The sequence below is a fragment of the Streptacidiphilus sp. P02-A3a genome, assembly GCF_014084105.1.
GTDB lineage: Bacteria > Actinomycetota > Actinomycetes > Streptomycetales > Streptomycetaceae > Streptacidiphilus.
Window position 1 is genome coordinate 2,519,815 of sequence record NZ_CP048289.1, and the last position, 12,641, is coordinate 2,532,455.

At 71.9% G+C, this 12,641-nt stretch carries 14 protein-coding genes; 7 read left to right on the plus strand and 7 right to left on the minus strand.

Annotation, left to right across the window (positions count from 1 at the left end; all coding sequences use genetic code 11):
- Window position 1: 1 nt before the first annotated feature.
- Window positions 2–367 carry an ATP-binding protein gene (locus GXP74_RS11325; protein ID WP_182451358.1) on the minus strand — a complete coding sequence of 122 codons (366 nt, stop codon included), beginning with the start codon at window positions 365–367 and terminating at the stop codon, window positions 2–4.
- 200 nt (window positions 368–567) lie between these two features.
- On the opposite strand from GXP74_RS11325, the gene GXP74_RS11330 reads away from it, so the two are divergent.
- The 3 genes from GXP74_RS11330 to GXP74_RS11340 all read left to right on the plus strand — a co-directional run bounded on the left by GXP74_RS11330 (window position 568) and on the right by GXP74_RS11340 (window position 2,956).
- Complete coding sequence (locus GXP74_RS11330; RefSeq protein WP_182451359.1) at window positions 568–1,431, plus strand: helix-turn-helix transcriptional regulator; 864 nt, start codon at window positions 568–570, stop codon at window positions 1,429–1,431.
- A complete protein-coding gene (locus GXP74_RS11335; RefSeq protein ID WP_182451360.1) occupies window positions 1,428–1,649 on the plus strand; it encodes a DUF397 domain-containing protein in 222 nt (73 codons plus the stop codon). The genes GXP74_RS11330 and GXP74_RS11335 overlap by 4 nt, the downstream gene beginning before the upstream one ends.
- Window positions 1,650–1,930: 281 nt before the next feature.
- Window positions 1,931–2,956, plus strand: a complete 1,026-nt coding sequence (locus tag GXP74_RS11340; RefSeq protein ID WP_182451361.1) for a LacI family DNA-binding transcriptional regulator — start codon at window positions 1,931–1,933, stop codon at window positions 2,954–2,956.
- An 87-nt stretch (window positions 2,957–3,043) separates the two neighbouring features.
- Here the strand turns inward: GXP74_RS11340 and GXP74_RS11345 are convergent, their stop codons facing one another.
- On the minus strand, window positions 3,044–3,964 hold the full coding sequence (locus GXP74_RS11345) for a sirohydrochlorin chelatase (RefSeq protein ID WP_182451362.1): 921 nt from the start codon (window positions 3,962–3,964) through the stop codon (window positions 3,044–3,046).
- 504 nt (window positions 3,965–4,468) lie between these two features.
- Here GXP74_RS11345 and GXP74_RS11350 point away from each other — a divergent pair.
- The gene (locus GXP74_RS11350; RefSeq protein ID WP_182451363.1) at window positions 4,469–4,705 is read left to right on the plus strand and encodes a DUF397 domain-containing protein; all 237 of its coding nucleotides are present in this window, start codon (window positions 4,469–4,471) and stop codon (window positions 4,703–4,705) included.
- A gap of 253 nt (window positions 4,706–4,958) precedes the next feature.
- On the opposite strand, the gene GXP74_RS11355 is transcribed toward GXP74_RS11350, so the two are convergent.
- Window positions 4,959–5,498 carry an ATP-binding protein gene (locus tag GXP74_RS11355; RefSeq protein ID WP_182451364.1) on the minus strand — a complete coding sequence of 180 codons (540 nt, stop codon included), beginning with the start codon at window positions 5,496–5,498 and terminating at the stop codon, window positions 4,959–4,961.
- A 353-nt stretch (window positions 5,499–5,851) separates the two neighbouring features.
- On the opposite strand from GXP74_RS11355, the gene GXP74_RS11360 reads away from it, so the two are divergent.
- Entirely contained in the window at window positions 5,852–6,718 is an 867-nt protein-coding gene (locus GXP74_RS11360; RefSeq protein WP_182451365.1) for a helix-turn-helix transcriptional regulator, read from the plus strand.
- Here the strand turns inward: GXP74_RS11360 and GXP74_RS11365 are convergent.
- The 4 genes from GXP74_RS11365 to GXP74_RS11380 form a co-directional block, all read right to left on the minus strand.
- A complete protein-coding gene (locus GXP74_RS11365) occupies window positions 6,705–7,313 on the minus strand; it encodes a TetR/AcrR family transcriptional regulator (protein WP_182451366.1) in 609 nt (202 codons plus the stop codon). The genes GXP74_RS11360 and GXP74_RS11365 overlap by 14 nt on opposite strands.
- Before the next feature lie 177 nt (window positions 7,314–7,490).
- The gene (locus GXP74_RS11370; protein ID WP_225448598.1) at window positions 7,491–8,414 is read right to left on the minus strand and encodes a DMT family transporter; all 924 of its coding nucleotides are present in this window, start codon (window positions 8,412–8,414) and stop codon (window positions 7,491–7,493) included.
- Between the two features lie 182 nt (window positions 8,415–8,596).
- Window positions 8,597–9,538 (minus strand): M56 family metallopeptidase, encoded by a 942-nt coding sequence (locus tag GXP74_RS11375; protein WP_182451368.1) that lies wholly within the window; start codon window positions 9,536–9,538, stop codon window positions 8,597–8,599.
- Window positions 9,539–9,663: 125 nt separating this feature from the next.
- Window positions 9,664–10,281 carry a DUF5134 domain-containing protein gene (locus GXP74_RS11380; protein WP_182451369.1) on the minus strand — a complete coding sequence of 206 codons (618 nt, stop codon included), beginning with the start codon at window positions 10,279–10,281 and terminating at the stop codon, window positions 9,664–9,666.
- 344 nt (window positions 10,282–10,625) lie between these two features.
- Between GXP74_RS11380 and GXP74_RS11385 the strand changes: the two genes are divergently transcribed.
- Both GXP74_RS11385 and GXP74_RS11390 read left to right on the plus strand, forming a co-directional pair.
- The gene (locus GXP74_RS11385) at window positions 10,626–11,858 is read left to right on the plus strand and encodes a glycosyltransferase (protein ID WP_225447856.1); all 1,233 of its coding nucleotides are present in this window, start codon (window positions 10,626–10,628) and stop codon (window positions 11,856–11,858) included.
- Entirely contained in the window at window positions 11,855–12,589 is a 735-nt protein-coding gene (locus tag GXP74_RS11390; RefSeq protein ID WP_182451370.1) for a polysaccharide deacetylase family protein, read from the plus strand. The genes GXP74_RS11385 and GXP74_RS11390 overlap by 4 nt, the downstream gene beginning before the upstream one ends.
- Window positions 12,590–12,641 lie beyond the last annotated feature (52 nt).

Here is a 12,641-nt window from a genome sequence, read left to right on the forward strand (position 1 = left end):
GTCAGGAGCGGTCGAAGGGGAAGTCGACGCGGCAGGACAGCTGCTTGCCGACCGGGGTGCGGGTGACCAACAAGCCGGCCGTGAGCAGGTCGACCAGCTCCAGGCCGCGGCCGGACTCGGCTTGGCCGTCGTCCAAGGCGGTCTGCGGGCGGCATGGGAGCCGATCCCCGTCAGGGTCGTGCACCTTGACCGTCACCCCATCGGGGCAGGTGCCGATGTCGACGACCAGGGGCACGAAGTCCCCGCAGGCGCGCACTGCGTTCCCGATCAGCTCGGAGGCGACCAGGTGGACGGTGAACCCGTCTGACCTGGAGGCTAAGAAGAAGCCTGGTCCGGTCGCGGCCCTTTCCTCCGACAGCACGAACATCGGCCCCTCCAACCTCGCGGTCGCCGACCGCGCAGCATCGGATCAAGTAACGCTGAGCCATCAAGAGCTAACGGCCCGTTGCATCTTGCTACCGAGCATGGACCTTTTCTCCATGGAATCGCAAGTTTTCTACCCGATCTGGTGATGAGTGTTCTTGCAGGGCCTCCTCCTTCGGTCCTGGGCGGTGCCAGACTGCGCGTATGCCGAACTCACCCTTGGTTCCCACGGTCCGGCGCCGCCGCCTGGGCTCCACGCTCAGGAAGCTGCGGAACGATGCCGGGATGACTCTCGACAGCGCCGCTGAGACGATGGGCTGGAAGGCTCCGAAGCTGTCGAAGATCGAGAACGCGACCCAGCAGATCCGGACCGTGGAGGTCACCACCCTGCTCAAGGCTTACGGGGTGGCCGATCCGGAGGTGTTCACAGCGTTGGAGAACCTGGCCAAGGACGCTGGGAAGAAGGGCTGGTGGCAGACCTACAGCGGTGTCGTCGCCCTTGCCTACGCCGACTACATCTCGCTGGAGTCGGACGCCGAGCAGATCTGCGAGTGGTCCTACGTGGTCCCCGGCCTGTTGCAGACTGCCGCCTACGCACGCGAGACCATCTCCGGCATCACTCTGTCCCGCACCCCGGAGGAGATCGCGGCCCTCGCCGAGGTGCGGATGGCCCGCCAGGCGGTGCTGACCCGGCCCGGCAAGCCACTGGAGTTCTGGGCGATCATCCACGAAGCCGCCCTCCATCAGCGGTTCGCGGTCCGGCCGACCACCATGCGCGACCAGTTGCGCAAACTCCTGGATGCGGCAGAGATGCCCAACATCACCATTCAGGTCATGCCGCTGCGCTCCACCGCCCATCCCGGGCTGCAAGGCGGCTTCAGCCTCGTGTGTTTCCCCGGCCCCACTCCGGACGTCGTCCTGTTGGAGAACGTGAACGGAGCGACCTACATTGAGGGCGACGACGCGTCACCCTTCGTCGGCGCGGTCGAGCGCATCCGCGCGGCGGCACTGTCGGTGGAGGACTCACTGGCACGAATCACCGAACTGGAAGAGGGAACACGCAAGTGAACGGAACCAAGGCGGAGTTGTACTCCTACGACCTCTCTGCCGCTACCTGGCGCAAGTCCTCGGCCAGCGGGGCGGAGAACAACTGCGTCGAGATCACCGACCTCCCCGGCGGCGGCGTCGCCGTCCGTGACTCGAAGAACCCCGCCCACCACCCCCTGCGGTTCGACGCCGCGGAGTGGGCCGCCTTCCGGCAGGGAGTCCTGACCGGAGAGCTCTGATCGACGCGACGGCGGCTGTCTTCCCCCGACCAAACCAGGGGAAGGCAGCCGCCGCCGCACGTCAGGATTACCCCGGGCCCACCGAAATGTCACACCACGCCCACCGGAACGAAGCCGGGCTCGTACCCGCGCCGTCCGCAGCTTCCGCCCCGCGTCGGCCGCGTCTGCCCTCGCCGTGGAGCCTTCCGGGGGTCCCGGAACCGGGCGTAAGGCCCGGGTGGGTTGCCTGTGTGCAATAGGCTTCAGGACAACACCATCCGGCCGACACACGGGAAGACTCCTTGAACACAGCACGGCTGGCGGACATCGCGGCACAGGCGGGGGTGAGCGAGGCCACCGTCTCCCGTGTACTGAACGGGAAAGCAGGGGTGTCCGCGACCACCCGGCAGATGGTGTTGGCGGCCCTGGACGTGCTCGGCTACGAGCGTCCGACCCGGCTGCGGCAGCGCAGCGCCGGGCTGATCGGGCTGATCACGCCCGAGCTGAGCAACCCCATCTTCCCGGCGTTCACCCAGGTCATCGAGCAGGTGCTGACCCGCTACGGCTACACCCCGGTGCTGTGCACGCAGACCCCCGGCGGCTCCACCGAGGACGAACTGGTGGAACTGCTGGTGGAGCGCGGGGTGACCGGCATCGTCTTCATCTCCGGGCTGCACGCCGACACCACCGCCGACACCGAGCGCTACGCGCGGCTCATCGGCAAGGGCGTCCCCTTCGTCATGATCAACGGCTACAGCCCCAGGATCACCGCCCCGTTCATCTCCCCGGACGACCGCGCCGCGATGCGGATGGCGGTGCAGCACCTGGCCGGGCTCGGCCACGAGCGGATCGGCCTGGCCGTCGGCCCGGCCCGGTTCGTCCCGGTGGAGCGCAAGCTGGAGGGCTTCGCGGACGCCATGGGCGAGCGCTTCGGCCTGGACCAGGCGCAGGTGGCCGAGCTGGTCCAGCACTCGCTGTTCACCGTGGAGGGCGGCCAGGCGGCGGCGAGCGTGCTGCTGGACCGGGGCTGCACCGCGATCGTCTGCGGCAGCGACCTGATGGCCTTCGGCGCGATCCGGGGGGTGCGCGCCCGGGGCCTGTCGGTGCCCGGGGACGTCTCGGTGGTCGGTTTCGACGACTCGCCGCTGATCGCGTTCGCGGACCCGCCGCTGACCACGATCCGGCAGCCAGTGGAGGCCATGGGCGCGGCGGCGGTCAACGTGCTGCTGGAGGAGATCAGCGGAAACCCGGCGCAGCGCGGGGAGTTCGTCTTCCAGCCGGAGCTCGTGGTCCGCGGCTCGACGGCGGCGGCCCCGGCCCGGCACTGAGCCCGGGCCCGGCGGCGGGGACGGGGCCGTTGCCCCGCCCCCTCCGCCGCTCCGTGCCGGTGGCTCGGTTCGGGCCCCGGTCCGGGCTCAGTTCAGCGAGGCGTCCTGCTCGATGCCGAGGGCGTTCAGGTACCGTCCGAGCACCAGCCGGGCGATGGTCGGGTAGGCGCCGAGCGGCTCCGACGCCGGGCAGTCGACCTCGGCCGCGACCGACTTCAGCTGGTCGGCGTCGAACTCGGGGCCGATCAGGTAGGGGGCGAGCGCGGGCTGGGCGCAGCCGGTGCCGCGCAGCTGGGCGGCGGCCGCGGCGACCGAGCCGGGCTCGTCCAGGGACGCGGCGACCACCGGCACGGCCAGCCGCGCGGCCAGCAGCACGCCGGTGATCCCGGCCTGCTGCACCGCCTCGTCGCCGCCCACGGTGGCCAGCACCACGCCGTCGGCGGAGGTGTTCACCGCGAACAGCCGGGCCCGGTCGGCCCGGGCCAGTCCGGCCTCGGACAGCCGCACGTGCAGCGCCTCCGCCAGCAGCGGATGCGGGCCGAGGGCGTCGGTGGCGGTGAACTCGCCCCCGACGGCGTCCAGCGCGGCCCGCAGCGCGGCGCTGCTGCCGGGCAGCAGCGGGACCACCACCGGCGCGGCCACCTCGCTCCCGGCGGCCCGCTTCGCGGCGTCCCGGGCGAGCACGTCGGCGAGGGTGGGCGCGCTCCCGCGTTCCCGGAAGCCGTCCCCGGCCGAGGCCTCCTCGCCTTCGGCGTCGCCGCTCACGGCGCTGTTCCCGTGCAGGTAGACGGCGGTGGCGTCGATCCCCGGCTGCTCGGCGCGGACCAGCGAGACGAGCTCGTCGGCGATCCGCTGGACGTCCTGACCGGCCTCGGCGGGCACGGCCAGCAGCAGCGCGGGCGCGCCTGCGGGTATCTCGGGACGCTCGGGACGACGGTGGCGGCCACGCGCCCGCGAGCCGGGTGTGCGGACGGGCAGCGGGGTGCTGGGGGTGGCGGCAGAGCTCATGTCGGACGATCGTAGGTCATGCGTGCGCGGACTGGGAGCCGGGCTCCGGCTTTGGCAGGCGAACTCCGGGTCCTTGGGCGGTTTTTGTCAGGAATCACCCGTAATGGACACCCGTTGCCGTGAAAACCTGTGCGCTAAACCTCGTCCGGCGGGGCCCCTACCAACCGCCTACCATGCGCTTACCGGGCGGGAACCTTTCCGTGGTGAGCAGCGTCACATAGGTGAGTCGTACAAGTGGTTACTGACTGTGCGTCACTGCCGCGTTCCAACTGGTTGATCTTGCTGCACACTGCACCGCCCTCGTCGCCGACTGTGGCGAATGTGTGCCTTTATGTCCCTTTCGCGGTGTCAATTGAGCTGTCCGGAAGGTCAGTTGTCACATGTGGTGAACGCACGTGCACGCGCATAGGCGGATGCACGTGCACCTGCACTGGCGTTATCATCACGTGCAGTGAGGCTACCCGCTGCCTCGCGGAGCACCACTCGCACTTTCGGGAGACACCTATGCGTCCCACGTACAACGGCATGGCTGCCACGGAGATCGACGGCGTGGTCTGGCAGAAGAGTCGTTTGAGCAATTCGCAGGGTCAGTGCGTCGAGTTGGCCAGGCTCGCAGACGGGGACGTCGCGGTTCGCAACTCCCGCTTCCCGTCCGGACCGGCCCTCATCTACACCCGGGCCGAGATCGCGGCCCTGTTCGACGGGGTCAAGAAAGGCGAGTTCGACCACCTGGCCGAGTGAGCGGGCAGTGGGATCCGAGAAGTCGACGCCCTCCGGTGCCCCCGGGGGGCGCTCGTGTGCGCGGCCCCGGTAGCGGGCGGGGCGGTCGCACCCGGTCCGGCCCACAACGCCTCGGCTCGGTGCGGTCCGACCGGGGACGGTCCGGCTCGGCACGGTCCGGAGGGGGGTGGTCCGGACCGGAGCGGGGATCCGCGCGGGCGGCGGAGGCATGCCGAGGGACGGCACGGCGGGCGGTTCGCGCCCGGCCGTCCCGCTAGCCTTCCCCGCCGGAGAGGTCGAACAGGGCCCAGACCACCTTGCCCGCGGCCACCGGGTGCCAGCCCCAGGACTGGCTGAACGAGTCCACCAGGTGCAGTCCCCGGCCGGACTCCGCGATGAAGTCCGCCTCCCGGGCGACCGGCCCGTTGGTGCTCGGGTCACTCACCGCGCAGACCACCTGCGGCGCCCGGCGGACCAGGCTGAGCCGGATCAGCGGCGAGGAACCGGCCTGGGCGGGCGTGTGCGGCCCGTCCAGCTGCCGGCTGATCGGATCGGCCGCCCCCCTGCGCCCCCAGCCGCTGGCGCGCTGCGCCGGTGCGTACGCGGATACCGGCGCGGGCGCCAGCGCGTGCCGCAGGGCGTTCGTCACCAGCTCGCTCGCCACCAGCGCGATGTCGTCGAACAGGTCGGTCAGCTGCCAGCGGTTGAGCGTGAGCTTGGTGAACTCGCGCGCGGTGCGGACCGATTCGTGACGTGGCGCGAGAGCGCAGCTGACCACGTCGGGGTCGGCTGCCACCGTCGAGCTCGGGCTCATGAAGAGCTCCTCCCATAAAGGCGCTGCTACGCCTGTCACCGCCTGGTCGCCGTAGGCGAGAGGCGGAACGTCGGCGTGGCACGAGGGGGGAGCGGGGTCCCCGCAGGACTGCCAGTGGGCGTGCAGGTGCACGTGCACCATGGTCCTCTTCGCATACGTCAGATGCAAGAGTGGATTCACGTGCATGTGCGAGCACAGCAGATGCACGTGCATCTGCGTATGCACGGAGTAGTCTTCCGGTAGCACGCCGCAGTAGTCGTGGAGCCAAGGGGAGAGTCATACCCGTTAGGGCACCCTTTGCGGCCGGTAAGTGGCAGACTGTGCGCTGAATTCCAGGGTGGAGGTCCAACGGTATGACCACAGTTCAGCCGGGGAGCGGCTCGATGGTGCGCCGGATCCTCCTCGGCTCCCAGTTGCGCCGGCTCCGTGAGGCCAAGGGCATCACACGCGAGGACGCGGGCTACACGATCCGTGCCTCCGAGTCCAAGATCAGCCGCATGGAACTCGGGCGCGTCAGCTTCAAGGAGCGTGACGTGACGGACCTGCTCAGCCTCTACGGAGTGGAGGACGAGACCGAACGGGGCGCACTGCTGACACTGGTGCGCGAGGCCAACCAGGCCGGCTGGTGGCACAGTTTCAGCGACGCCATGCCCAACTGGTTCCAGACCTATGTGGGGTTGGAGGAGGCATCCGCCCTCATCCGGCTCTACGAAGTGCAGTTCGTCCCTGGTCTGCTCCAGACCGAGGACTACATGCGCTCACTGATGACGCTCAACCGCCCCAACCTCGACCGCAGTGAGGTCGACCGCCGGATCAACGTCCGGATGCACCGTCAGAAGCTGGTCGAGGACGCCGAGGGCCCGCGGCTGTGGGCGATCGTGGACGAGGCCGCGCTGCGCCGTCCCGTCGGCGGGCCGACCGTCATGCGGGCGCAGATCCAGCGGCTGATCGAAGCCGCCGACATGCCCAACGTGATCCTCCAGGTGATGCCGTTCCGGTTCGGCGGCCACGCGGCCGAGAGCGGCGCGTTCACCATCCTGCGCTTCCCCGAGCAGGACCTGCCCGACGTCGTCTACCTGGAGCAGCTCACCAGCGCGCTCTATCTGGACAAGCGCGACGACGTCGACCAGTACCTCCAGGTCATGGAGCGGCTCAGCGTCGACAGCCAGACCCCCGGCCACAGCGTCGAACTGCTCAGCGAACTGCTCAAGGAGTCCTGAACGGGCTCGGCCGCACTCCCGGGTCGAGCCCGTAGCGCGTGAACAGGTCGTCCCTGATCATCAGGGGCTCGGCCTCCGCCCCCGGCAGCAGCAGCCCCATGCAGGCCCCCATCAGCGCGCTGCGCAGTACCGCGTGCTCAGCGATCGGGTCCTCGGCGCCGCGCCGGGCGAGCACCTGCCGCAGCAACCCGCCGAAACGCTTCTGCTCGGCGTCCTGGATGAATCCGGCCGCGCTCGGTGCCAGGATCAGCGACAGGTGGGTGCGCATCAGCGTCGGCCGGGCCGCCGCCAGTCCCAGGACCGAGTCGATCGCGGTGGCCAGCCACAGGTCGGCCGGGTCGTCGTCGGTGAGCGGGGCCAGCGCCGCCTCCAGCGTCTGGTGCATCAGCCGGTGCATCGACGTCTGCAGCAGCACCCGCTTCCCGGAGAAGTAGTACGAGACCAGTCCCCGGGCCAGTCCGGCCCGCTCGGCGATGTCGCCCAGGGTCGTCTGCTCGAACCCCCGCTCGTCCACCAGCTCGACGGTCGCCTGCATGATGCGGGCCCGGGACCGGGCCCGCATCGCCTCGTTGACTGCTGCCGCTCGGGGTGACATGGTGCTCCTGCGTTCATTGGCCTCCGGCCAATATACGACCGGGGAGCGTCGGACGCCCCGGACCGGATGGGTTCGCCGACGCGGGGGATCGGCGAACCGCCCGGGCCCGTGGCGTCCGCCTCGTTCGTGCACCGCTTTCGTCCGAGGGTTCGCGCGCCGCGTCCCTCCGAAGCACGGCTACCGGGGCAGCGGTGCCCGTCGCGCGCTCTCCCGCTGGGCGGTGCGGACGGCGGCCTCGACGCAGGCCGCGGGACAGGCGTCCGGCAGCGCCGGATGGCGTCCGATGACCACCACGCCGAGCACGATGCAGAGCAGCCCCACGCCCTCCCAGGCCAGCGCGCCGGTGGTGAACCGCAGCCGGTCGCCGAGGAAGGCCACCCCGCAGGCGATCCCGGTCAGCGGCTGCGCGGCCGTCAGCGCGGGCAGGGACATCCGCAGCGGCGCGGCCTCGAACGCGCTCTGCACCAGGATCAGGCCGAGCACCCCGATCACCACCACGGCGTAGGTCTGCCAACTGCGCAGCAGCAGCTCGACGCCGCCATGGCTGAAGCGCTGCCCGGCGGTCCGGGTCAGCGCGTCCTGCAGGCCGTAGAGCAGCCCGGCGGCCAGGGCCAGCAGGGTGGCCTCCTCCAGCATCGGCAGCCGCCGGGCGATCGACACCAGCAGCAGGGCCACCCCGGCGACCACTCCGAACACCAGCCAGTGCCGCAGCGACCCGGCCGCGGTCCCGCCGCCGGTCGGCTGCCCGCTGACGATGAAGGTGGTCACCCCGGCCGCGAGCAGCAGCACCCCGCCCCAGCCGGAGCGGCCCAGCGACTGATGGGTGATCGCCCGGGCCAGCCCCATGGCGAACAGCAGGTTGGTCGCCAGCAGGGGTTCCACCAGGGAGATCCGGCCCACGGACAGGGCGATCGCGCTCAGCACCTGGCCGCCGATCATGAACGCGATCCCGAGCAGCCACTTGCGCGACCGCATCAGCCGCAGCAGCAGCCGGTACGAGAGCATGTCCGAGGTCGGGGCCTGCTGGGCCGCGTGCTGCTGGAGCACGAAACCGAGGCCGAGAAGACAGGCCGCGCCCAGTCCGAGCAGGAAGACCGTCACCATGAGCCACCCAACGTCCAGTGCAGCCCGGACGCGTCCGGGATCCGCTCCTTCCTCGGCAGCGTAGCGCGGACCGATGAGAAGAGCCTGAGCACGGACGCACCCCCAGCGGCTCCGAACGGAGCCCTGCCCCAGCTCTTACCCGGCTCCGGAAGCATCCGGCGGAGAGCCGGCCGGGCGGCTCACAGCAGGGCGCGCAGCCCCGGGGCGAAGGCCAGCAGCAGCGGCGCGCCGAGCGCGACCAGGGCGGTAGCGGTCAGCCGCAGCCGGTGCCCCACGGGCAGCCGGGGCTCGCCAATGAGCAGCCGGTCCACCCGGCGCGGGACCTCGGCGAGCGGGGCCGGGCAGCTGGGGGAGTGGGCGGCGTTCAGCTCGACCAGCGCGATCGCGGTGGCCAGCCGACCGTGCCTGCGGGCCGCGGAATCGTCGGCGGCCAACTCGACCAGACGGCCTACCTGCGAGCGGAACAGCCCGAACACCCGTGCGCCGGGGAAGCCGGAGTTCAGCGCCTCGGCGCACTGCATCAGCCAGTGGTGCCGCGCCCGGACGTGGCCGCGCTCATGGGCCAGGGCGGCGGCCAGCTCCCGATCGCTCAACCGGGTGAGCGCGCCGGTGGTCACCACCAGCCGGGCATCCGGACCGGGCAGCGACCAGGCCCGGGGCTGCGCGTTCTCCAGGACCACCAGCCGCTCCCCGGAGACCGGCCGCAGCCCCAGCCCCGGCGGCAGCTCCGGCGCCCGCGCGGTCAGCTCCCGCTGTCGGCGGCGGCGCAGCGCCCGGGCGAAGCGCACCTCGGCGGTCAGCGCCCCGGCGGTGCGGACCCCGCCGCAGGCCAGCAGCAGCGTCCCGGCGACCGCCCAGGGCCGGGTGAACGGCAGCCGGTAGGCGGACTCCACGCCGTGCGGAGCGCCCAGGAACAGCAGTCGCCCGGCCTCGGGCCAGGCGACGGTTCCGGTGAGCAGCATCGCCAGGCCGCAACAGAGCAGGACCGCGGCGACCAGGCACTGCCAGGCCCACAGCGCCAGTACCGGCTCGCGTTCCACCCAGCGGGCCCGCGTCAGCAGCCGCGGCCCGGCCGTGGCCAGCAGCAGGCCGAGCACCAGCAGGGCCGGCAGGACGTTCACGGGCGCCTCCGTCGGCAGATCCGACCGCACGCGACACTGCGTACCGGCCCAACCTATGCGCGGGTGCGCCGGCTGTCAGCCGTTCCCCGGATCCGTGACGCACGCCACGGGTCCCCGGCACAAGGTCACATGATCAGCAGCATGGTGAACATCCCGATCCCGAGCACCGTCCGGCAGGCGTTCGGCAGCTCCGGGGCGCCGAGCAGCCGCCGGACGACCGAGCCGGGCGCCGCCGTACCGATCGCCGCCCCCGCCGCCCCTGCCCCCGCACCTGCCGCCGGGTTCGCGCCGCCGATCAGCCGGACCCCGCCGACCAGCGCGTACCCGCCGAAGAACAGCAGCAGCGCGCCGGTCAGCAGCGGGATCCCGGCCGCGTCCGCGCCGTCGGACATCCCCGCCATGCCGTGCCCGCCGGAGGCGGCGGCCACCGCCATGTAGACCATCGCCAGGTGTCCGACCGCGTGGTACAGGTGGTGCCCGCGGTGACCGGGCCGCAGCCCCTCGCCCAGCGACCAGACCGCCGCGGTGCCGAACAGCGCCGCCCAGAGCCACACCGGGACACCGCCGGACAACCCGTAGGGGAGCGCCATCGCCGCCATCCCCAGTCCCTTGACCGCCTCCGAGGCGTCCAGCCGCCGCTCCGCCCGGGCCGCCCCGGGCCGCAGCAACCGGGCCAGGCAGTAGAGCCCGGTCACGCCCGTCAGTCCGGCGAGTAACCAGTCCACCATCGCTGAGCCGTGCATCCGGGCCCCCCTCCAGGCCGCGCCCCGAGCGCTCTCCCCACGATGGCGGTCCGGGCCGCAGAACTACAGGGCGCAGCGGGGGGCGCACACCGGCAGCGCGCTCCCCGCGGCCCTCATCCTTGAGGAGGAAGCGGGGGTAACCCCGAGGCCCCATGTACTTCGAATGGAGTACGTGGCCCCTCGTCTGCCCCCTCCGGACTACGAACCGACAGGACGTTAATCATCCCCCGGTCTGTCTTCCCTGGCCGAAGCGCTGGTTAGGTTGGACCGGCCCGAGTCGTCCGGCGAATGACAGGCAGGCCCTGCGTCAGCGACAAAGCAACCGAAGCAGGGACGAAACATTCATGGGACGACTCCTTCGCCTCCCGATGCAGCGCCGCGCCGGAGCACAGCTCCCCACCCCGCCGCGTGCAGTGATCGTCTCCGCGAGCGTCGGCGCCGGGCACGACGCCGTCGCGCAGGAACTCGCGGAGCGCCTGGAAGAGGCCGGAGTCGTCGTCGACCGTCACGACTTCCTCGACGTGCTGCCGGGCCCGGCCGGACGGATCCTGGTCGGCTCCTACCACCGCATGCTGGAGCGGGCCCCGTGGAGCTGGAAGCTGCTCTACGGCAGCCTCGACAACCGCCGCGGCATGAGCATGCAGGCCAGCCTGTTCACCTTCCTGGCCGGACGCCGGATGAAGGCCCTGCTGCCGGACGACACCGCGATCGTGGTCTCCACCTACCCGCTGGCCAGCCAGGTGCTGGGGCGGCTGCGCCGCAGCGGCAAGGTCGAGCAGCGGGTGCACACGTACCTCACCGACTTCTCCGTGCACGCGCTGTGGACCTCCAGCGAGATCGACGCCCACCTCGCCATCCACCAGGTCCCGGCCGCCCAGGCGCGGGCCGCGGGCTGCGCGGGGGTGCAGGTCATCGCCCCGGTGGTGGACCGCCGCTTCACGCCGGTCACCCCGCGCCTGCGCCGTGCCGCGCGCGCCCGGCTCGGCCTGCCCCAGGACGCCAGGCTGGCGCTGCTGGTCGGCGGCTCCTGGGGCGCGGGCGAGATCGAGCGCACCGTCGGCGACATCGAGGCGGCCGACCCGGGGATCACCTGCGTCGTCGTCTGCGGCCGCAACGAGACGCTGCGCGAGCGCCTGCTCGCCGCCGGCGTCCGGCACGCCTACGGCTGGGTGGACGACATGCCGAGCCTGATGCACGCCTCCGACGTGCTGGTGCAGAACGCGGGCGGGATGACCGTGCTGGAGGCCGTGGCCGCCGGGCTGCCGGTGCTGACCTACCGCTCGATACCCGGTCACGGCCTGACCAACGCGGCGGCGCTGGACGAGGCCGGGGTCGCCCGCTGGGTACGCAACCAGGGCGAACTGGCCGAGGCGCTGGACCAGGCGGTCCGCTCCGGCGGCGCCGCGGACGACGCGCAGGTGGTGGCGCTGCCCGGGGTGGACGTCGTCGACCTGCTGCTGGACAGCGCCGACCTGGGCCACCTGACCACACGTGCCGCCCGGGCCCACGCCGAGCACACGGCGGTCGTCGAGCACCTCGCAGAGCAGGCCACAGCCCCCATGGAGTACGTCCGTTGAGTCGAGCACTGAAGACCGCAGCCGCTCTCGCCGGAGGGCTCGCGCTCGCGCACGCCGCTCCGGCGCTCACCTCGATCCAGCCGCTGGAGCCGCTGCGCACCAGGCTCTTCCCCGGCTACGGCGGCAAGGGCGACCCGGGCCATGTGGCGCTCACCTTCGACGACGGCCCGGACCCGCTGTCCACCCCGCGCTTCCTGAAGCTGCTGGAGAACCGCGGCCTGAAGGCGACGTTCTTCCTGCTCGGCTTCATGCTGGAGCGGGACCCCGGCCTCGGCCGGGAGATCGCCGCCGCCGGGCACGAGATCGCGGTGCACGGCTACCTGCACCGCCCGATGCTGGTGCGCACGCCCCGGCAGACCCGGGACGACCTGCACCGCGCGCACGACCTGATCGCCTCCGCGACCGGGGAGCGCCCGCGCTTCTACCGGCCCCCGTACGGCGTGGCCACCACCTCGGCGCTGACCACCGCGCGCTCGCTGGGGATGACCCCGGTGCTGTGGACCAGCTGGGGCGCGGACTGGCGCTCGGGCGCCACCGGCACCTCGGTCTACGACACCGTCACCGGCAACCTGGCCGGCGGCGGCACCATCCTGCTGCACGACTCCGACTGCACCTCGGCCCCGGCCTCCTGGACGGCGACGCTGAGCGCCCTGCCGCGGATCCTGGACCGCTGCGAGACCGAGGGCTGGAAGGTCGGCCCGCTCGCGGAGCACGGCCTCGCCACGGTCTGACCGCGCCACGTTCCGAACGCTCGGCGCACCGGAACGGCGGTGGCGCGGTCCG